The sequence below is a fragment of the Pseudomonas sp. B6001 genome (assembly GCF_013386015.1).
Taxonomy (GTDB): domain Bacteria; phylum Pseudomonadota; class Gammaproteobacteria; order Pseudomonadales; family Pseudomonadaceae; genus Aquipseudomonas.
In genome coordinates, this window is the sequence record NZ_JACAOX010000008.1 from 96,512 (window position 1) to 115,751 (window position 19,240).

General features: G+C 61.6%; 18 protein-coding genes. 4 read left to right on the forward strand and 14 right to left on the reverse strand.

Annotated elements, in window-relative coordinates; translation table 11 throughout:
* The first annotated feature begins 10 nt into the window (after positions 1-10).
* On the forward strand, positions 11-430 hold the full coding sequence (locus HX821_RS10560; RefSeq protein ID WP_003211628.1) for a PaaI family thioesterase: 420 nt from the start codon (positions 11-13) through the stop codon (positions 428-430).
* Between the two features lie 60 nt (positions 431-490).
* Here HX821_RS10560 and HX821_RS10565 read toward each other — a convergent pair whose 3' ends face one another.
* From HX821_RS10565 to HX821_RS10575, 3 genes are read right to left on the reverse strand one after another with little or no spacing between them, the layout of a single operon-like run.
* Complete coding sequence (locus HX821_RS10565; protein WP_003211627.1) at positions 491-1,672, reverse strand: acetyl-CoA C-acetyltransferase; 1,182 nt, start codon at positions 1,670-1,672, stop codon at positions 491-493.
* Positions 1,673-1,683: 11 nt separating this feature from the next.
* Complete coding sequence (locus tag HX821_RS10570) at positions 1,684-2,343, reverse strand: CoA transferase subunit B (protein ID WP_177035713.1); 660 nt, start codon at positions 2,341-2,343, stop codon at positions 1,684-1,686.
* A 31-nt stretch (positions 2,344-2,374) separates the two neighbouring features.
* Positions 2,375-3,073 carry a CoA transferase subunit A gene (locus HX821_RS10575; protein ID WP_008435892.1) on the reverse strand — a complete coding sequence of 233 codons (699 nt, stop codon included), beginning with the start codon at positions 3,071-3,073 and terminating at the stop codon, positions 2,375-2,377.
* Between the two features lie 133 nt (positions 3,074-3,206).
* On the opposite strand from HX821_RS10575, the gene HX821_RS10580 reads away from it, so the two are divergent.
* Positions 3,207-4,115, forward strand: a complete 909-nt coding sequence (locus HX821_RS10580; protein ID WP_023658941.1) for a LysR family transcriptional regulator — start codon at positions 3,207-3,209, stop codon at positions 4,113-4,115.
* Positions 4,116-4,179: 64 nt separating this feature from the next.
* Here the strand turns inward: HX821_RS10580 and HX821_RS10585 are convergent, their stop codons facing one another.
* The 6 genes from HX821_RS10585 to HX821_RS10610 form a co-directional block, all read right to left on the reverse strand.
* Positions 4,180-4,509 carry a hypothetical protein gene (locus HX821_RS10585; RefSeq protein ID WP_003211618.1) on the reverse strand — a complete coding sequence of 110 codons (330 nt, stop codon included), beginning with the start codon at positions 4,507-4,509 and terminating at the stop codon, positions 4,180-4,182.
* A gap of 627 nt (positions 4,510-5,136) precedes the next feature.
* On the reverse strand, positions 5,137-5,985 hold the full coding sequence (locus tag HX821_RS10590; protein WP_177035714.1) for an NAD-dependent protein deacetylase: 849 nt from the start codon (positions 5,983-5,985) through the stop codon (positions 5,137-5,139).
* Positions 5,986-5,999: 14 nt separating this feature from the next.
* On the reverse strand, positions 6,000-6,440 hold the full coding sequence (locus HX821_RS10595) for a CBS domain-containing protein (protein ID WP_177009754.1): 441 nt from the start codon (positions 6,438-6,440) through the stop codon (positions 6,000-6,002).
* A gap of 135 nt (positions 6,441-6,575) precedes the next feature.
* A complete protein-coding gene (locus HX821_RS10600; RefSeq protein ID WP_177035715.1) occupies positions 6,576-8,525 on the reverse strand; it encodes a DNA topoisomerase III in 1,950 nt (649 codons plus the stop codon).
* A gap of 235 nt (positions 8,526-8,760) precedes the next feature.
* On the reverse strand, positions 8,761-10,383 hold the full coding sequence (locus tag HX821_RS10605; RefSeq protein ID WP_177035716.1) for an MFS transporter: 1,623 nt from the start codon (positions 10,381-10,383) through the stop codon (positions 8,761-8,763).
* Between the two features lie 158 nt (positions 10,384-10,541).
* Positions 10,542-12,185 carry a GMC family oxidoreductase gene (locus HX821_RS10610; protein ID WP_177035717.1) on the reverse strand — a complete coding sequence of 548 codons (1,644 nt, stop codon included), beginning with the start codon at positions 12,183-12,185 and terminating at the stop codon, positions 10,542-10,544.
* A 129-nt stretch (positions 12,186-12,314) separates the two neighbouring features.
* On the opposite strand from HX821_RS10610, the gene HX821_RS10615 reads away from it, so the two are divergent.
* Positions 12,315-13,205 (forward strand): LysR family transcriptional regulator, encoded by an 891-nt coding sequence (locus HX821_RS10615; protein ID WP_003211603.1) that lies wholly within the window; start codon positions 12,315-12,317, stop codon positions 13,203-13,205.
* On the opposite strand, the gene HX821_RS10620 is transcribed toward HX821_RS10615, so the two are convergent.
* The 4 genes from HX821_RS10620 to HX821_RS10635 form a co-directional block, all read right to left on the reverse strand.
* Entirely contained in the window at positions 13,202-15,061 is a 1,860-nt protein-coding gene (locus HX821_RS10620; protein WP_008435877.1) for a DUF3857 domain-containing transglutaminase family protein, read from the reverse strand. The genes HX821_RS10615 and HX821_RS10620 overlap by 4 nt on opposite strands.
* A gap of 150 nt (positions 15,062-15,211) precedes the next feature.
* Complete coding sequence (locus HX821_RS10625; protein ID WP_177035718.1) at positions 15,212-16,309, reverse strand: DNA alkylation repair protein; 1,098 nt, start codon at positions 16,307-16,309, stop codon at positions 15,212-15,214.
* A gap of 50 nt (positions 16,310-16,359) precedes the next feature.
* Positions 16,360-17,706, reverse strand: coding sequence for a glutamine synthetase family protein (locus HX821_RS10630; protein ID WP_087694088.1), 1,347 nt, complete (start codon positions 17,704-17,706; stop codon positions 16,360-16,362).
* A gap of 11 nt (positions 17,707-17,717) precedes the next feature.
* Positions 17,718-18,275, reverse strand: a complete 558-nt coding sequence (locus HX821_RS10635) for a helix-turn-helix domain-containing protein (protein WP_003211595.1) — start codon at positions 18,273-18,275, stop codon at positions 17,718-17,720.
* Between the two features lie 72 nt (positions 18,276-18,347).
* Between HX821_RS10635 and HX821_RS10640 the strand changes: the two genes are divergently transcribed.
* Entirely contained in the window at positions 18,348-18,725 is a 378-nt protein-coding gene (locus HX821_RS10640) for a DUF4440 domain-containing protein (RefSeq protein WP_023658940.1), read from the forward strand.
* Between the two features lie 11 nt (positions 18,726-18,736).
* On the opposite strand, the gene HX821_RS10645 is transcribed toward HX821_RS10640, so the two are convergent.
* Entirely contained in the window at positions 18,737-19,087 is a 351-nt protein-coding gene (locus HX821_RS10645) for a LemA family protein (protein ID WP_003211591.1), read from the reverse strand.
* Between the last annotated feature and the right edge of the window lie 153 nt (positions 19,088-19,240).

A 19,240-nucleotide genomic window follows, 5' to 3' on the forward strand; every position in this document is an offset into this window, starting at 1 on the left:
AGAACCTGACATGACTGCCCATGCCATCCCCGAAGGCTTTACCCCGCTGCGTCGCAGCAGCCCACTCCTGGACCTGCTTGGCCCGGTGTATAGCCGAGGTGAAGGCTTGCAGCTGGAAATCGGCCTGCGCGCCGACAACCGCCACGCCAACGGACGCGGCACCGTGCACGGTGGCGTGCTGGCCACCCTGGCGGATGTGGGCATGGGCTACGCCATGGCGTTTTCCAGCGAGCCGCCGCTGCCGTTGATCACGGCGAGCATGACCCTGGACTATCTCGGCGCGGTGCAGGTAGGGGAGTGGGTCGAGGTGCGTCTGGAGCATCACAAGCGCGGGCGGCAGATGGCGTTTGCCACGGTCAGCGTGCAGGTCGGGGAGAAGGTGGTGGTGCGGGCAAATGCGGTGTTTGCGGTGCCCCAGGCGCGGGACTGACCGATAAAGAAAAGGCCCGGTTTTCGTGGAACCGGGCCTTTTCCATGTTGCTCTTTGAAATCAGCTGCGTTCAAGGGCCAGGGCTACACCTTGCCCGCCACCGATGCACAGGGTGGCCAGGCCTTTCTTGGCGTCACGCTTGATCATTTCATGCAGCAGGGTCACCAGCACACGGCAGCCTGACGCGCCAATCGGGTGGCCGATGGCAATCGCGCCGCCGTTGACGTTGACCTTGGCCGCGTCCCATTCCAGCTCTTTGCCCACCGCCAGTGACTGCGCGGCAAAGGCTTCGTTGGCTTCGATCAGGTCCAGGTCGCCCAGGCTCCAGCCGGCCTTGTCCAGGCAGCGGCGGGTGGCCGATACCGGGCCAATGCCCATGATCGCGGGATCGACGCCGGCGTTGGCGTAGCTGGCGATTCGGGCCAGCACTGGCAAGCCGAGCGCCTTGGCTTTGTCCGCGCTCATCAGCAGCACGGCAGCCGCGCCGTCGTTGAGGCTGGATGCGTTGCCGGCGGTGACGGTGCCGTCTTTCTTGAAGGCCGGCTTGAGCTTGGCCAGGGATTCGGCGGTGGTGCCCGCCCGTGGCTGTTCGTCCACGGCGAAGGCCACCGGGTCGCCCTTGCGCTGGGGAATCAGGATCGGCGTGATCTCATCGCTGAAACGCCCGGCTTCAATGGCCGCCGTGGCTTTTTGCTGGGAGGCGGCGGCGAAGGCGTCCTGGGCTTCACGGCTGATGCCGTACTTGTCCACCAGGTTCTCGGCGGTGATGCCCATGTGGTAGTCGTTGAACGCATCCCACAGACCGTCGGTGATCATGCTGTCGATCATCTTCGCATGGCCCATGCGCAGGCCGGTGCGGGCGGCCGGCAATACGTACGGGGCCAGGCTCATGTTCTCCATGCCGCCGGCGATGATTACCTCGGCATCGCCGCAACGGATCGCTTGTGCGCCCAGGTGCAGGGCCTTGAGCCCCGAGCCGCAGACCTTGTTCAGGGTCAGCGCCGGCACGGCGTGGGGCAGGCCGGCGAGGATCGAGGCCTGGCGGGCCGGGTTCTGGCCGCTGCCGGCGGTGAGCACCTGGCCAAGGATCACTTCATCCACGAGTGCCGGGTCGATGCCGGTCTGCTCCAGCAGGCGACGAATCACCGCAGCCCCCAGCTCCGGGGCCGGGATGCTTGCCAGCGAACCTTGGAAGCTGCCCACGGCGGTGCGGGTGGCAGCAACAATCACGACGTCTTGCATGGAATCTGTCCTCACTGGAAGTGCATTTCTGGAACGTTGTCCGGGACGATCAGTTTACCGGCTGTCTTGCTGACGATCTCTTCAACACTGACGCCAGGTGCGCGTTCCTTGAGGACAAAAGCGCCATTTTCGATTTCCAGGTAGGCCAGGTCCGTCAGCACGCGCTTGATGCAGTTGGCGCCGGTCAGCGGCAGGCTGCAGCGGCTGAGCAACTTGGATTCACCGTCCTTGGACGCGTGGGTCATGATCACGATGATGTTCTCGGCACCGGCCACCAGGTCCATCGCGCCGCCCATGCCCTTGACCAGCTTGCCGGGGATCATCCACGAGGCGATGTTGCCTTGTACATCGACCTCAAACGCGCCGAGCACGGTCAGGTCGACGTGGCCGCCGCGAATCATCGCGAAGGATTCGGCCGAGGAGAAGATCGACGCGCCAATGCGCGCGGTGACGGTCTGTTTGCCGGCGTTGATCATGTCGGCATCGATGGTTTCTTCAGTAGGAAACGGACCCATGCCCAGCAGGCCGTTTTCCGACTGCAGCATGACCTCCATGCCTTCTGGGATGTAGTTGGCCACCAGGGTCGGAATGCCGATGCCGAGGTTGACGTAGAAACCGTCCTGCATTTCGCGGGCGACGCGTTGAGCCATTTGTTCGCGGGTAAGAGCCATTTTTTGTCTCCTTATTATTTGGGCTGGTGGATTATTTGCGGAGGGTGCGCTGTTCGATGCGCTTCTCGAAGGTGCCGCAAATGATCCGGTCGACGTAGATCCCTGGGGTGTGGATATGCGCCGGGTCCAGCTCGCCCGGTTCGACGATTTCTTCGACTTCGACCACGGTGATCCTGCCGGCGGTGGCGGCCAGCGGGTTGAAGTTCTGGGCGGTGTGGCGATAGATCACATTGCCGAAGTGGTCGGCTTTCCAGCCTTTGACGATGGCGAAGTCGCCGGTGATGGATTCTTCCATCAGGTACGGGCGACCGTTGAACTCGCGGGTTTCCTTGCCTTCAGCGACTGGCGTGCCGACGCCGGTGGCGGTGAAGAAGGCCGGGATGCCGGCACCGCCTGCGCGCAGTTTTTCGGCGAGGGTGCCTTGGGGCGTCAGGACCACTTCGATTTCGCCGCTGAGCAGTTGCTTCTCGAACAGGGCGTTTTCACCGACGTAGGACGCGAAGACCTTGCTGATCTGCTTGCCTTCCAGCAGCAGGCCCAGGCCGAAGCCGTCGACGCCGCAGTTGTTGGAGACCACGGTCAGGTTGCGGGTGCCCTTGCGCTTGATTTCGGCAATGAGGTTTTCCGGGATGCCGCACAGGCCAAAACCACCGGCAAGTACCGTCATGCCATCTTCCAGGCCTGCCAGCGCCTCTTCATAGGACGCTACGCGTTTATCAAAACCTGCCATATGCACCTCTTTTATTGTTTGTGGGCCAGCCATATGAACCGAGTGTTGCGCCGACGGATTGATTTGTTAAGTTGTTTTTTAAGGTTGATTGATTTAAAAAACAGCATAGTCCTTAGCCATCGGGAGAAGCTTGATGACAGTTAAACAGATGCGCGCCTTTCTTGCCGTAGCCCAGACCTTGAGCTTTGCGGCCGCCTGTGAGCGTTTGCATCTTTCCCAGTCGGCCTTGAGCCTGACCATCAAAGGTCTGGAAGAAGGCCTGGGCGGGCGGCTGTTCAGCCGCAATACGCGCAATGTCGCGCTGACTCCCGAAGGGGAATCGCTACTGCCCCTGGCCCGGCGCCTGATCGCCGATTGGGACAATGCCGAGGATGAGTTGCGCCAGCGTTTCACCCTGCAGCGCGGGCGGGTAACGGTGGCGGCGATGCCGTCGTTTGCCGGAAACCTGCTGCCACCGATCCTGAAGATTTTTCGCGCGCGCTATCCTCAGGTCAACGTAACGGTGAATGACGTGATCAACGAGCAGGTGCTGGAAATGGTCCGCGATCGCCAAGTGGAGTTGGGCGTGGCGTTTGAACCGTCGGAAAGCTCATCGCTGGTGTTCACCCCGCTGTATGTGGACCGCTTTGTGGCGGTGGTGCCCGGTGACTCGCCATTGGCACGCCGCTCCGATATCGCCTGGCACACCCTGCTGGAACAACCCTTCATCACCTTGCAGCGCCCGTCCACGGTACGAGTGATGCTTGAAGAACACCTGAAGGCGCTGGACCTGAAGCTGCCCGTAGCCCTGGAGAGCCATCAACTGGCGACGGTGGGCAAGATGGTTGCCAGTGGCTTGGGCGTGAGTGCAGTGCCGGCGTTGTGTGCACGCCAAATGCAGGAAGCAGGCGCCCATTGCATCACCTTGAGCGATCCGGTGATCGAACGGCCGATTGGTGTACTGACCAAGCCCGGCCACGAACTTTCAGCGGCGGCCCAGGCCATGTTTGATATTTTTTGCGATGAAGCGGGGAAGGGGCGTTTCCCGGCGTTGTTGCAATAACCGTCGGCCATAAAAAAGCCTGCTCGTTTTAAGCGAGCAGGCTTAAGTGATAAGTGCGTAGTTATCAGCAGTATCTGTCGATCACCTTAACTTGCGAATGGCCTTTAAGGTTCTGCCACTCGGTATTAAGTGTATGGAAGACCTGCTCGATAAAGTTGCGATCGGCGGCGGCTTTCTTGCCGACATAACCCTGGCCGCGGCGGTACATCTTCAGGCGCGCTGCCAGTTCACGGTTATTCCTGTCGAACTCTTCTTCCACGGTGTGGGGCGCCAGGCAGTCAATATGGACCTGGCCCGATTTACCAATCCAGAGGATATGGTCGTCGAGCGTGTCTTTCTGCGCTGCGAACATCTCAGCCAATTCATCGATAGTTGGTTGGTTGTTCAGATTCATGTGTAAGCCCCTTGACCAGTTGGCGATCTCTAGTTGATCCGTTAAAACTACTAAGTTGTCTCCGGCTCAGAAAACCGGGCGTCAGCGACTGTCTGCCGAATACGGGCAGGGTCTTGAACCGATGCATGTAGTCTTGCTGATGACCTGCTACGCAATGGTTTCATAACGAAGACAAGCAGCGTTTGAGCTCCTTGTACCGATCCTTTCGGGCCGGTCAGCTTCATCAATCTGCCTTGTGGGCAGTGCACATCCGGAAAAAACAGCTCGGCGGTCAGACGAGCTTGTTCAAAACGCGTGTTACCAACGCTCCCGATCCGGGAGACGCTTGAATCATGCAATTACAAAACGGTTACGTCAACGATTATGTAGTGATTATTTTTGAGCACTACATAAATCCTTGCAGGGCGGGGGTGTGAGCGGAAAACATGACTTGGGCGTCACTTTTCGTGCGGGCAGGTCGCGGGATCCGGGGGGCTTTTTGTGGCGAGGGAGCTTGCTCCCGCTGAGGGGCGAAGCGCCCCCACCAGGCTGACTGCGGTTCTTCAGGAATCATTCGGTTGTCGGTTTTGGGGCTGCTGCGCAGCCCAGCGGGAGCAAGCTCCCTCGCCACAGAAAAGCAGGATTGGGCTATCCCAGGCGTTCTGCCAGCAACGGCAACAAACGTTCGCAGGAGGCTTCGATCTTGAGTTGCAGCAATTCGTCGCCCCGGGTCTTGCCCAGATTGATGGCGATCACTGGCTTGCCTTGCTCAACCATCGCCTTGCACAACCGAAACGCCGAATACGCCATCAGCGACGAACCCACCACCAGCAATCCTTCTGCGTCGCCCACGGCCGCCATCGCTTTGGCGGCGGTGCCCTGGGCGACGTTCTCGCCGAAAAACACCACATCCGGCTTCAACCGTTGCCCACCGCAATGGGGGCAGCGGGGCACCTGGAAACGTCCTTCAAAGGCCGGGTCCAGCAAGGTGTCACCATCGGGGGCTTGGACGGCATCCACACCCGCCAGGTACGGGTTCTCGGCTTCCATCTGGCGCTGGATCAGATCCCGCTCGCTGGTCTGCTGGCAATCCAGGCACAGCACCCGGTGCAGGCTGCCGTGGAGTTCGATCACATCATGGCTGCCGGCCTGGTCGTGCAGGGTGTCGACGTTCTGGGTGATCAGCCCGGTAATGCGCTGGCGTTGCTGCAGAGTGGCCAGGGCGATATGCGCCGCGTTCGGCTGCGCGACACGCACCCTTGGCCAGCCGAGCATCGCCCGCGCCCAGTAGCGGCGGCGCGCCTGTGGGGTTGCGAGGAACTCCTGGTACATCATCGGTGCCTTGCCCCGGCGCACGCCTTCGCTGTCGCGATAATCGGGAATCCCCGAAGAGGTGCTGATACCCGCACCGGTCAGCACCAGGAAGCGCCGTTCGGCCATGGCCCGGTGCAGGTTGTCGAGCTGGTTATCGACTTGATGTTGCAGGGTATCGAGCATGGGTTCCCCAATGATTATTCGCCGCGAATGTACTGCTCCAGCTGTTTGATCAGGTCGGCCTGTTCGGCAATCGCTTCCTTGACCAGGTCGCCGATGGACAGCAAGCCAAGCAACTCGCCGTTCTCCACCACAGGCAGGTGCCGCAGATGTCGGTCGGTCATGATCGTCATGCACGTCTCGACAGTCTGGTGAGTGTCGACGGTGATCACCGGTGAATTCATGATCTCGTGGGCTTTGGTCTTCACCGAAGACAATCCATGGAGGATGACCTTGCGGGCATAGTCTCGTTCACTGATGATGCCCACCACCTTGCCGTCCTGGAGCACTGGCAAGGCCCCGACGTTTTTCGAAGCCATCACGATCAAGGCCTCAAATACCGTATGGTCGTGGGGGATGGTGTGGACTTGATGGTTATGCTGGTCTTTGGACTTCAGCACTTGGGCAACGGTTTTCATGGAGGCCACTCCGGTGTTGTTATTGTTGGGAGGTTAGCAGGCCCTACAGAATCCTGGATGGCCTGCAGCAGGGCAAGGTCCAAAGCGGCATACATCCCGTCGAAAAACGTCATTGTCGCGATTTCTTAGTGCTTCTCAGCCCTTGTTTGCCGGTTTTGCCGCCCGCTTCGGGCTGGTGGCCGTCTTGCGCTTGGCCGATTTGCGTTTGTTTTTCCACGGTGTGGCGCCACGTCCGGCCGGGCTGGCCGGGCCGCTGATGGTCAGGCGCATGCCAGTGCAGCGGGTCACCTGTTTGCTCATCCATGCGGCCTGTTTGGCGACGAACTCTTCCAGGCTCATCTCGCCGCTTTGTACCATGTCCAGTGCCTGCTCCCAGATAGCGGTGGTACCGGGGTCGGCAATTGCCCGTGGCACTGCATCAATCAGGCTGAAAGCGGCGGGTGTTGCCGACAGCGCCTTGCCGTTTTTCACCAGGTAGCCGCGGTCCAGCAGGCCCTGGATGATCCCGGCGCGGGTGGCTTCGGTGCCGATCCCGGTGGTGTCCTTGAGCTTTTGCTTGAGCAGCGGGTCTTCCACCAGCTTGGCGACGTTTTTCATCGCCTTGATCAGGTCGCCTTCGGTGAAGGGTTTGGGTGGCTGGGTCCACAGGTCCTTGAGGTTGACCTTGGCCACGGCGTAGTCCTGCCCCTGAACCAGTTTTGGCAAGGACTGCGGCGCAGGTGCTTCACGGCCCTTGGCCGGTGCCAATGCTTCCGGCAATGCGCGTTTCCAGCCCGGCTCGACGATGACTTTACCGACAGCCCGCAAGGCTTCACCGGCACAATCGAAATCTGCCTGGGTACGGTCGTACTCGTGGTTGGGCAGGAACTGCGCGAGGTAGCGGGCACGAATCAAGGTGTAGACGGCGCGATGCTTGCCCGTCAATTGCCCGACATCCTTGCCGGCGCCGGTGGGAATGATGCCGTGGTGAGCGCTGACCTTGGCGTCGTTCCAGGCTCGTGACCGGCGTTGTGGATCCATGTGCGGCATCAACGCGTTCACTGCCGGATCGGCCCGCCCCAGCGCCGCGAGAATTTTCGGCGCGTCGCCGTGCTGGCTAAGGGGCAGGTAGCCGCAATCGCTGCGCGGGTAAGTGATGACCTTGTGGGTTTCGTAGAGCGACTGCGCAACATCCAGGGTTTCCTGAGCGCCGAGGCCAAGCTTTTTCGAGCAGATTTCCTGCAGGGTGCCGAGGTCGAAGGGCAGGGGCGCGACGTCGCGCATGCGCTCGGTACGCAGTTTGACCAGCCGGGCGCTGGCGGCGTTGCTCATGGCATTGGCGGCGTCCCGGGCAAGCTGCGGATTGAGGCAGCGGCCCTGATCGTCACAGGCGTCTTCGGTCGCGCGCCATTGCGCAGTGAAGGTGATGTCGTCGTGGAGCAGATCCACATCGATGGCCCAATAAGCGACGGGTACAAAGTCGGCAATGCTGCGGTCCCGGTCCACTACCAGGCGCAAGGTCGGGGTTTGCACACGGCCGACCGGCAACACGCCCTGGTAGCCGGACTGTTGGCCCAGCAGGGTAAACAGGCGGCTCATGTTCATCCCGATCAGCCAGTCGGCACGGGAGCGGCCAAGGGCCGAATGGTAGAGGCTGAAGGTTTCAGCACCGGGCTTCAACGAGGCCAGGGCCTTGCGGATCGACGCGTCGTCGAGCGCCGAGAGCCATAGCCGCTGGATGGGGCCGCGATAACGGCAATGCTCCACCAGCTCACGGGCGATCATCTCGCCCTCACGGTCGGCATCGGTGGCGATCACCAGTTCCTGGGCTTCCCCCAGCAGACGCTTGACCGCCTTGAACTGGCTGGCAGTCTTGGGCTTGACCAGCATCTTCCACTTTTCGGGGATGATCGGCAGGTCGGCCAGCACCCAGCGCTTGTACTTGGCGTCGTAGCTGTCGGGCGGGGCGGTTTCCAGCAGGTGGCCGATGCACCAGGTCACCGTCACGCCTGAACCCAGCCAACAACCGTCGCCACGCCGGGTCGCGCCGAGCACGGCGGCGATATCCTTGGCCTGGGACGGTTTTTCACAGAGGAACAGCCGCATGGTCACCACATTCGCTACGCAATTGAATGGGGAGCAGGATGAGCAATAAATCAGAATTGGGCAACTTTTATCTGGATGGATATACAGCAATTTGTGTGTCTGGTGCTAAACCCAATGTGGGAGCGGGCTTGCTCGCGAACGCGGTGTATCAGTCAACCTATCCGGCGACTGACACCCCGCTTTCGCGAGCAAGCCCGCTCCCACACTGAAACTCCAGCGTCGGCCGGATCGACGTTTAGTTATTGTCGATATCGACGTTCTTGGTCTCTTTCAGGCAAATCAGCCCCACGATCAGGCTCACCCCGGTAATGACCACCGGGTACCACAGCCCATAGAAAATATCCCCGGTGTACACCACCAGCGCAAACGACACCGTCGGCAGGAACCCACCAAACCAGCCATTCCCGATGTGGTATGGCAGCGACAGCGAGGTGTAGCGGATGCGTGTCGGGAACAGCTCCACCATCAGCGCTGCCAGCGGGCCGTAGCACATGGCGGCGATCAGGATCAGCGCGACAATCAGCACCACCACCATGGTTTTGTTGACCTGGGCCACATCAGCCGATTGCGGATAACCCGCCAGGGTCACCGCGCCTTTCAGGGCGGCTTCGTCGTAACCGTCGATACGCACATCACCCACGCTCACCTGCACTGCGCTGCCCGCCGGGGCGGCCGCGCTTTCATACGGCAGGCCCTGTTTCACCAGGAAGGTCTTGACCTTGTCGCACGGGCTGTCAAAACGCGCCTTGCCCACCGGGTCGAACTGGAAGGTGCAGGTTGCCGGGTCTGCCAATACGGTGATCGGCGACTGGCGGCTGGCGTGGTCCATCGCCGGGTTGGTGTAGTGCGCCAGGCCCTTGAAGATCGGGAAGTACAGCGCGGTGGCCAGCAGCAGGCCGACCATCAACACCGGCTTGCGCCCCAGCTTGTCCGAAAGCCAGCCGAAGAAGATGAAGAACGGTGCACCAATCACCACGCTGATGATCAGCAGCATGTTGGCCAGCGCCGGATCCATCTTCAAAAACTGTGTGAGGAAGAACAGCACATAAAACTGCGCGGCATAGAACGTCACTGCCTGGCCGGCGTTGATGCTGAACAGCGCAATCAGCACGATCTTGAGGTTTTCCCATTTGCCGAACGACTCGCGGATCGGCGACTTGCTGGCCTTGCCTTCCTCTTTCATTTTCAGGAACGCCGGCGACTCGTGCAGGCTCAGGCGGATCCAGGTGGAGATGCCCAACAGCACGATCGACAGCAGGAACGGCAGGCGCCAGCCCCACACTTCGAATTGGTCGCCGGTGAAGTAACGGCACGCCAGCACCACCAGCAGCGACAGCAGCAGGCCGAGGGTCGCGGTGGATTGAATCCAGCTGGTGTGGAAGCCGCGTTTGCCCGCCGGGGCGTGCTCGGCCACGTAAGTGGCTGCACCGCCGTACTCGCCGCCCAGCGCCAGGCCCTGGAGCATGCGCAGTGCCACGAGGATGATCGGTGCGGCAATGCCGATGCTCGAATAGGTCGGCAGCAGGCCGACGCAGAAAGTCGCCAGGCCCATCAGGATGATGGTGGCGAGGAAGGTGTACTTGCGCCCGATCATGTCGCCCAGCCGACCGAACACCAGCGCGCCGAACGGGCGCACCACAAAGCCGGCGGCGAAGGCCATCAGGGCAAAGATAAACGCCGTGGTGTCGTTGACCCCGGCAAAGAACTGCTTGCTGATCACCGCCGCGAGGGCGCCATAGAGGAAGAAGTCATACCACTCGAACACCGTCCCGAGGGAGGAGGCGAAGATGACTTTCTGTGTGTCGTTGCTGTCTCGCGCCTTGGTGGCGGAGCCCAGGGGTTGAGCGTGTTCTGACATTTGGGTAGCCCTCACAGTGATTATTTATTGTTGTTCCACTGTCGGCGCCACATCGGCGCCGCTATTCCCCTGTAGGCGCCCGGCTTGCCGGCGATGGCGCTCTTAAGCTGTGCACAACGCTTGAAAACGCCACCGCCGGCAAGCCGGGCTCCCGCAGGTCAAGCCGGTAAGGTCAGTTCTTTCTCCGGGGCGAGGCTCCTTGTGTTCGGCGAAAGGATAAGCTGCGCGGCTTTTTCCGCGATCATCAGCGTCGGTGAGCAGGTGTTGCCTGAAGTGATGCGTGGCATGACCGACGCGTCGGCGATGCGCAGGCCGGGAACCCCGTGCACTCGCAGTTGGGCGTCGACCACCGCGTCCTTGTCGCTGCCCATGCGGCAGGTGCCCACTGGATGGAAAATCGTGGTGCCAATGCGGGCGGCGGCTTCCTGCAGTTGTTCGTCCGTCTGCAGTTCTGCGCCGGGCAGGTACTCCACCGGGTTGAATTGCTTCAGGGCCGGCGCCGAGACGATGCGTCGGGTCAGGCGAATGGCGTCGGCGGCCACCCGCAGGTCTTCCGGATGGCTGAGGTAGTTGGGGCGGATCAGCGGTGCGTCTGCCGGGTTGGCCGAGCGAATGTCGATGCGGCCACGGCTTTGCGGGCGCAAGTCGCACACCGAAGCGGTGAAGGCCGGGAACCCGTGCAGTGGTTCGCCAAAGCGCTCCAGGGACAGCGGTTGCACGTGGTATTCGAGGTTGGCCGACGTCTGCTCCGGCCCGGAACGGGCGAACGCGCCAAGCTGGCTGGGGGCCATGGACAGCGGGCCGCTGCGGTCATACAGGTAGCGCAGGCCCATGCCCATCTTGCCCCACACGGTGCCGGCGATCTGGTTCAGAGTGCGGGCGTTTTCCAGCTTGTAGATCAGGCGCAGTTGCAGGTGATCCTGCAGGTTGCCGCCCACGCCGGGTAACTCGTGCAGCACATCGATGCCCAAAGGCTTGAGCACGCTGGAGGGGCCGATACCGGAGCGTTGCAGGATGCCGGGCGAACCGACGGAGCCGGCGCACAGGATGATTTCCTTGCGCGCCCGCCACGTGACTGGCTGGCCTTGCCGGCGAGCAACCACCGCCGCCGCACGGCCGTTCTCCAGGAGTACGCGGTCGACTTCAACCTCGGTCATCACCGTCAGGTTGGGCCGCTGGCGGATCGGCTTGAGAAACGCCTTGGCCGCATTCCAGCGCACGCCGGATTTCTGATTGACCTGGAAATAGCCACAGCCTTCGTTGTCGCCCTGGTTGAAGTCGCTGATGCTGTCGATACCGCTTTGCTGCGCCGCCTCACGAAACGCATCGAGGATCGGCCAGTGCAGGCGCTGTTGCTCAACCCGCCATTCACCGGCGTCACTGTGAAATTGCGAGGCACCGGCAAAATGGTTTTCGCTCTGCTTGAACAGCGGCAGCACATCCTTCCAGGCCCAGCCGGGATTGTCCTCGGCCCAGCCGTCGTAATCCCGGGCCTGGCCGCGCATGTAGATCATGCCGTTGATGGACGAGCAACCGCCCAGCACCTTGCCGCGCGGGTAGCTCAGCGCACGGCCTTGCAGGCCTTCCTGGGCTTCGGTCTTGAAGCACCAGTCGGTGCGTGGGTTGCCGATGCAGAACAGGTAGCCGACGGGAATATGGATCCAGGGGTAGTTATCGCGACCGCCTGCTTCAAGCAGCAACACGCGATGGGCAGGGTTGGCAGACAGTCGATTGGCCAGCAGGCAGCCCGCCGGGCCGGCGCCTACCACCACGTAATCGTATTCAGCAGCTGCAGAATGCATCTGTGACCTCGCTTGTTTTTCTTATTGGTTCCATCCTAGTTGTTAGTTTTCGTCTTAAAAATGTTAGTTTTTACCCAGCTGCTGTGCGTTTTTAGACAACGCTGCTGTTCAGGGGAAGAAGGGGAAGGCATGTTCGACTGGAATGATCTGCGGTTCTTTCTTGAGTTACAGCGTAGCGGACGCTTGCTCACGGCGGCGCAACGCCTGAAAACCACCCACGCCACCGTGGCCCGGCACATCGAGGCCATCGAGAAAAGCCTGGGCACTGCGCTGTTCGTGCAGCACGCCCAGGGTTACGAACTCACGCCCTCCGGCGAAGCCCTGCTCAAACATGCCGAAGCCATGGAAAACGTGGCGCTGCTGGCCGAAGAAGAACTGACTCATTCCGCCGCGCCCCTGGGCAAGATCCGCCTGGGGGTGGCCGAGGGTTTGGGCGTGATGTTCCTGGCCAGTCGCATGGGCGGCCTGTTCGAACGCTACCCGGGCCTGGAAGTGGAACTGCTAGCAGTGCCACGGTTTGTCAGCATCCTCAACCGCGAAGCGGAAATCAGCATCCACCTCGAACGCCCCAGCGTCGACCAACTGGTGACTCGCAAACTCACCGACTACCGGCTGGCGCTCTACGCCAGCCGCAGCTACCTGGACCGCACACCGCCGATTGAAAAACGCGAAGACCTGGCGGTGCACGCCTGGATCGATTACGTCGATGATTTGCTGTTCAGCCAGGAATTGAAATTCCTCAGCAGTTTCTGCCGCAACCCCAAAGTGGTGTTCCACAGCACCAGCGTGATCGCCCAGCACCAGGCGGCGCGCTCGGGGTTGGGAATTGCCGTATTGCCGTGCTTCATGGCGGCGAGCGACCCGGACCTGGTGCCGCTGCTGCCGGCGGAGAGCATCCAGCGCAGCTACTGGATCAGCTCCCGGCGCGAGCTGCACAAGTCGGTCAGGTTGCGGGTGTTGTGGGATTACCTGGTGGAACTCTGCGCGCGGGAGCAAGGGGTTTTGCTGGGGGAGGGTTAGAGCTTCACCACCTGATGCACCTGCTCACCACAGGCACGGATCTCCTTGATCATTTTTTCAAACGGCGCGCTGACAATTTCATCGTGGGTCAGCCAGCGTATTTTCTGCGTCAGGACGTAGTGATAACGCCAGTCGCCCTTGACGCGCTCACCCGTCAGGTCCAGGTCGTACCACGGCGAGCGTACCTGGCAAGCCTTGATGTCCTTGTCGATCTGCCCACCCGACAGTGTGATGGTGTAATCCAGCGTCTCGGGGTTGCCTATGTACAAGTCGGCCAGTTGCCCATTGCGGCGGTAGTTGAGCAGACCGTCCCATTTCTCTTGCAGCAAGGCATCGTTGTAGACGTGGTCGTTGCCCAGCGGTTCCAGGGGCCGCATGTCCGTCAGGGTGGCGCTGACCTTGTAGCTGGCCGGGATCAAGAAGGCGGTGGCGGGGCGCTCGACCTGGCAGTCGGTGATCTGTTTGCCGAAGTTGTCGCAGATGTTCTGGTCGCTGGCGGTGGCGCCTTGCTGGCGGTCGGCGACGCTCAGTTGCATCAGCGGCATGCCGCGAAAATCAACGGTGGCCGAGACCCGGGCGGTGCCCTGGGCGTCGAAGCGCTCCTGTTTGTCGAGGATCAACGTGGGGGCGGCGGGTTGCAGCGGGATGTGTTCTTCACGTACCTGGCCCTCGGCGTTGGTCACCAGCACCCAGCGGTCCTGGATGTCGGGCAGGGTCTGGCCGGGGGCGAAGATCGGGTTGGTCGGGTCCAGCCACCACACCTGGCCATCGACTTCGGCGCGGACGATGGCGTGGTTCGGTGCGCCGGTGCCGGGAATCAGCAGCGGGTTAACCACATCGCCACGGCTGACCCAGGCGGGCTCGGCCTTGATTCCGCTGGCCTTGAGCATGGCCGCCAGCAGCGTCGAAAGGTCTTTGCAGTCGCCGTAGCCGTGCTGTTCGATCTCCGCCAGGCTGAAGGGTACATAGCCGCGATCCGAGGCGCGCCAGTCGCCCAGGTAACGGTAGTGGTCGTTGATGTGCTGCATCAGGCCGGCCACCTGTTGTGCCGGTGGCAAGCCGCGAACGGCGGCCACGGCGGCGGCGCCCTGGGGCGGCAGCTTGGCGCCGAGAATCTGGTTGTAGCGTTCGGCAAAGCCGCCGAAGTACTGCTGGCGATCCAGGGAGCTGCCGACTTCGATACGCGGGGCGTGGCGTATGTAGGCGTTGGCGGATTCGTTGATGTAGCTGAGGTAGGTCGGGGCCTTTTGCACCACGTCCAGGGTCTTGCGATTGGCCGATGGCGTAATGCTGAAACCCTCCATCAATTCGCTGCGCCACTCGATCGGCCGCTCGGCGGTGAAGCGTGCCTTGAAGTGGTCGCGCCGTGCGGCGTTGGGGCCGAACTGCAAGGCGTAGTAGAACTCGGTCATCAGCGGTTTGGCCGGGTGATGTTCGCGCACCGTGTAGCGGATTTGCGTGCCGACCCGCAGGTTGGGAAACGCCAGCGAGGTCTGTTTTTCCCGGGAGAAACCCTGGTCCGGGTTGGGGGCGGTGCGGGTGTCGATTTGCGTCGGGTCCAGGGGCACAGGTTTGCCGCCGGGCTGGGTGGACTCGGCCTTGATCAGTTCGAAGCCGTCTTCTTCCTGGTAGCTGAAGTCGATCCGCGAGAGCATTTCGCGGCCGCTTGGCTTGAGGATGGTGTAGTGAAAGCGGGTAGTGCAGTCGACGCTGGCGTCGCGGTTGAAGTGGCAATGCAGCTCGGTGTCGCTGGCCAGTGGGGCTTCGGCCATTGGTTGCAGGGCGGCAAGCGCGCTGTGACTGGCAAGCCCCCAGCTGATGCAGATCAGGGGACGGTAAAACGAAAAACGGAGCATGGGCGCCTCAGGTGGAACATTGACACAAGTACCCTAGGGGTACCGAGAAGGCGCCGGATGATAATGGATCGCAACACGAATGCCTAGCATTGTCCGACAATTAATTACGCTGTAAGGCCCGATCTAGAGCCTTCGTTAATGTTTTAAGGATTATTTTGCGAGTTCAAACTCGACGCTTCCCAGCCGCTCACCGTTCACCAGCACGTGAACCGCATGCTTGCCGGGATAGTGCTTGCGCGTGGTCAATTCACGGATATGTTGGCCACGGCTGATGGTGTGATGTTCTCCGGCACCCAGGGTAAATGCCTTGAGCTTGAACACCTTGGACGCGCTGTGACCGGCGCTTTTCACATAGTCGATGGCGTAGTCGACCACCAGCTTTTGCGACGAATCGGCAGTGGACTCCAGGCTGAAGGACAGGTTGATCCGCTCCCCCAACTTGATCGCCGCCGGCTCGACCTTGAGTTGATGGATCTTCACTTCGGCCCTGGCCCCGGCGCCCATGATCGTCAGCGCCCGGGTGTTGCCTTGCTTGATCAGGCTGCGCAGCGCGTGGCGGGCGATCCACGCGGTGTGGGGGTTATCCAGGGACCAGCCTTCGATCAGGCCCAGCACCCAATCCGGATGGTCCTTGGTGATGTCGTTGAGGTGGTTGGCCACCGACTTGCGCACGTAGAGGCTGCTGTCGGCCTTGAGATTGTCGAGGATCGAAGCGCACAGGTTCGGATCGGCCTGCACCTCGGCCAGGCGAAACGACCATGGCAGCCGTGGCCGTGAACCTTCGCTGGCGAGGCGTCGCACGTGTTCGTTGTCATCCAGCGACCATTGCTGCATTACGGCCAGGGTGCGCTTGAAATCCCTCAGCAGGAAATGCCGCACGGCAAACTCGGCGGAGCCGAAGGTGGTGAAGTACTTGAGGGCAGCCATGGAGCGCTTGAAATCATCGCCGCCGTAGCTGGCAACGTAGTGGGGCAGGAACAGGCTGACAAAGGCGCTGTTCAGCCGAGGGGCCAGGGCATACAGCAACTTCAGGGTTTGCGGATAATCCAGCGGGATCACAGCGTTCAGGCTTTCGCTGACCCGCGCCATGCGTTGCATCACCGACAGGTCTGCCAACCCCGCCTTGGCGTGTTTGAGAAAAACCTTGGCGTCGAACGCCGGGTACACCGCGGTCATTTCGCTGGCGATGTGTTGCAGGCGTTCGGCGTTGAAGATTTCCTTCAGGGCCGGGGCGCTTTGGTCGGTCATGGGCAAGTCCGCGGTTAGCCAGAGATGCCCACGAGGCTAACCATCAGTGCCTAGAGATACCAGCGATATTCCCGCGCATGAATTTCCTGCTGGAATGCCAGGTGGTCCTGGCGTTTGTTTTCGCAATACACGTCGACAAACTCCGCGCCCAGGCCTTCGCGCAACGTCGGCTGATGCTGCATGGCGCGCACCGCCTCCAGCATTTCCACGGGGAAGTCCGCGCCGCTGTTGCGGTCTTCGTTCAGCGGGGCGATGGGCTCCTTCGCTGCTTCAAGACCATGCTCAAGCCCCACCAGAATCGCCGCCAATACCAGATACGGGTTGGCATCGGCACTTGCCAGGCGATGTTCGATGCGCAGGTTGCGCGGGTCGGATTCAGGGATTCGCACGCACGCGTCACGGTCTTCAAAGCCCCAGCACGCGCGGGTTGCCGCGTTGACCGTGCCACCAAGGCGGCGGAAGGCGTTGTGGTTGGGCGAGAAGATCGGCATGCAGTGCGGCAGCAGTTCCAGGCAACCCGCCACTGCGTGGCGCAACGGTTGCTGCTGGTGGGCCGCCAGCAGGTTATTGCCCGCCGCATCGTACAGGCTGACGTGCACATGCATGCCGCTGCCGGGGTGTTGCAGGTAAGGCTTGGCCATGAAGCTGGCGCGATAGCCGTGCTTGAGGGCCACGCCACGGGTGCTGCGGCAGAACAGGGCGGCCCAGTCGGCGGCGCGCAGGCCGTCTTCCAGGTGGCCGAAATTGATTTCGAACTGGCCGGGGCCGAGTTCGGCGGTGATCACCGTGATGTCGATGCCCTGAGCCTTGGCCGTCTCGACCATATCGTCCAACACCGGCGCAAAGCGTGACAGGCGCTCGATGTGCAAGTTGGGCTGGTCGTCCGCGTCATCACTCAGCGGGTCGCGGGCAAATTGCGGCAGGCCGTCGCTGAGCTTTTTGTCGAACAGGTAGAACTCCAGCTCGAACGCGACCACCGGGTGAATGCCTTTGCGCTGCAGGCGTTCCAGCACCTTGGCCAGTACTTCCCGGGGTTCGAATTCGATGGGCGCTTCGGTGCCGTCGGAGGTGATCAACATCTGCCCCAGCGGCTGCGCCTCCCAGCTCACCGGCTTGAGGGTGCCGGGCACCAGGCGGCGGTTGGCGTCCGGGTCGCCGTCGTGGAAGCAATAGTCGCCGATCTTGAACAGACCGCCCTGGGCACCCAGCAGCACCGCGTTCTGCGGCAGTTTCAACGGGCTGCCGGCGGCGACCTTTTCCAGCATCTCCACCGGGTAGCGCTTGCCGTAGAAATGCCCGGGAATGTCCAGGGCAATCAGGTCGACGTAGCGCACATCGGGATGGTTCTGGCGAAAGGTCCGGACTTCGGCCAAAAGCGTGGAAGCATGGCTTTTCACGGGTGTTGCTCCTAGTTGTAGACCCACAGCACGCGGGCTGGCAGGTCGGTCAGGTTGCCGTAGCGGCAGTGGGCAAAACTGGCCAGGTGGAAGCTGTCGCCGGGGCCCAGGGTGACCGAGTCCGGCTCGCCCTCGACCCACAGCGTCAACTCGCCCTCCAGCACGTAACCGGCCTGTTCGGCACGGTCGCTCATGGTTTGTTCGCCGCTGTTGGCACCGGGGGCCAGCAGGCTGTCGAGGATCGAGAACGCGCCGTGCATGCTCGGCGACACCAGGATGTCGGTGATGCCATTGGCGTAATACACCGTGCGCCGTTCGTTGGGGCGGGTGACCCAGTCCACCGCCTTGGGTTTGGACAGGCTGTAGAAATAGGTGGTGGGCACACCGAGCGCGTGGCTGATGGCCGTGAGGTCGGCCACGGTCGGGCGCGACAGGCCGCGTTCAACCTGGGACAGGAAACCCACGGAACGCTCGATCTTTTGCGCCAGTTGCGCCAGGGTGAGCTTCTTGTGCTTGCGCAGGTCGTGGATCAGGATCGCCAGGGCGTCGAGTTCTTCTTGCTTGTCCATGGGCGCTTCGTGAAATTCTTATCAGGAAATTTCATGAAAAATTACAGGATTAATTTCACGAGGGCAATGGGTATGGAGTTGGCAGAGCATTTACGCCGCCTGGAACAGGAGCTGCACCAATGCACCACCCGTGCAGATGCGGCGCGGTTGTCGGTGCTGCTGGCGGATGATTTCGTCGAATTTGGTGCCAGTGGCAATGTGTGGGGCAGCAAGGCCGAGGTGATCGAAGGGCTGCAGGATGAGGTGTTTTCAGTCCGTAGCATCAGTGACTTTGCAATGAAGGTGCTGGCCGAAGGCGTGGCGTTGGTGACGTATCGCTGCCAGCGCGCGGCGACGGATGCAAATGCGGCGGGGGAGTCGTTGCGCAGTTCGGTGTGGCGCGAAAGCGGCGGGCAGTGGCAGATGGTGTTTCATCAGGGCACGCCGACACGTCAGCGTGCACCTGTGTAAGCGCCGGCAGGTCAGACCGTACGCTTGGCCTCGAACCCCGATAGGCTGACATCATCACGATGCCCGAGCAGCTCGGCCACCACCGAGGTCGGCGACTTGTGCTTGTAGGTGTTGTAGTTGTTGACCGAGTCGTGGAAGAGCTGGCGGGTGAACGCGACACGGCTTTCCAGGCTGGCGATTTCTGCGCTGGGTGACGAGGCATTTTGCGCCGCCGCCAATTGTTGTTCGGCCTCCTTGAATTGGCCGAAGGCTTTTTTGCAGCGATCGAGCAGGGCCACCAGTTCCCTGTAGGTGCCGAACACGTAGAGCGCGAGCAAGGTGACAACGGTCACGAAAATGATGATGACGTGGGTACCAGTCATTGGAATTCCTGAGCGGCTGGAAAAAGGAACCAATCTTATCCGATTAATCGCCGGCCCGGTCGCTGGCCGCCCATCCATCTGCCGCTTCCATCACGGCGCTGAATGATTCCACGCCGCTGCGGTCGGAATCTTTACGCGTCATTCATTGAAGGA

Coding starts and splice junctions, on each gene's coding strand:
- HX821_RS10560 (WP_003211628.1), top strand. CDS start 11: ATGACTGCCCATGCCATCCCCGAAGGCTTTACCCCGCTGCGTCGCAGC.
- HX821_RS10565 (WP_003211627.1), bottom strand. CDS start 1,672: ATGCAAGACGTCGTGATTGTTGCTGCCACCCGCACCGCCGTGGGCAGC.
- HX821_RS10570 (WP_177035713.1), bottom strand. CDS start 2,343: ATGGCTCTTACCCGCGAACAAATGGCTCAACGCGTCGCCCGCGAAATG.
- HX821_RS10575 (WP_008435892.1), bottom strand. CDS start 3,073: ATGGCAGGTTTTGATAAACGCGTAGCGTCCTATGAAGAGGCGCTGGCA.
- HX821_RS10580 (WP_023658941.1), top strand. CDS start 3,207: ATGACAGTTAAACAGATGCGCGCCTTTCTTGCCGTAGCCCAGACCTTG.
- HX821_RS10585 (WP_003211618.1), bottom strand. CDS start 4,509: ATGAATCTGAACAACCAACCAACTATCGATGAATTGGCTGAGATGTTC.
- HX821_RS10590 (WP_177035714.1), bottom strand. CDS start 5,985: ATGCTCGATACCCTGCAACATCAAGTCGATAACCAGCTCGACAACCTG.
- HX821_RS10595 (WP_177009754.1), bottom strand. CDS start 6,440: ATGAAAACCGTTGCCCAAGTGCTGAAGTCCAAAGACCAGCATAACCAT.
- HX821_RS10600 (WP_177035715.1), bottom strand. CDS start 8,525: ATGCGGCTGTTCCTCTGTGAAAAACCGTCCCAGGCCAAGGATATCGCC.
- HX821_RS10605 (WP_177035716.1), bottom strand. CDS start 10,383: ATGTCAGAACACGCTCAACCCCTGGGCTCCGCCACCAAGGCGCGAGAC.
- HX821_RS10610 (WP_177035717.1), bottom strand. CDS start 12,185: ATGCATTCTGCAGCTGCTGAATACGATTACGTGGTGGTAGGCGCCGGC.
- HX821_RS10615 (WP_003211603.1), top strand. CDS start 12,315: ATGTTCGACTGGAATGATCTGCGGTTCTTTCTTGAGTTACAGCGTAGC.
- HX821_RS10620 (WP_008435877.1), bottom strand. CDS start 15,061: ATGCTCCGTTTTTCGTTTTACCGTCCCCTGATCTGCATCAGCTGGGGG.
- HX821_RS10625 (WP_177035718.1), bottom strand. CDS start 16,309: ATGACCGACCAAAGCGCCCCGGCCCTGAAGGAAATCTTCAACGCCGAA.
- HX821_RS10635 (WP_003211595.1), bottom strand. CDS start 18,275: ATGGACAAGCAAGAAGAACTCGACGCCCTGGCGATCCTGATCCACGAC.
- HX821_RS10640 (WP_023658940.1), top strand. CDS start 18,348: ATGGAGTTGGCAGAGCATTTACGCCGCCTGGAACAGGAGCTGCACCAA.
- HX821_RS10645 (WP_003211591.1), bottom strand. CDS start 19,087: ATGACTGGTACCCACGTCATCATCATTTTCGTGACCGTTGTCACCTTG.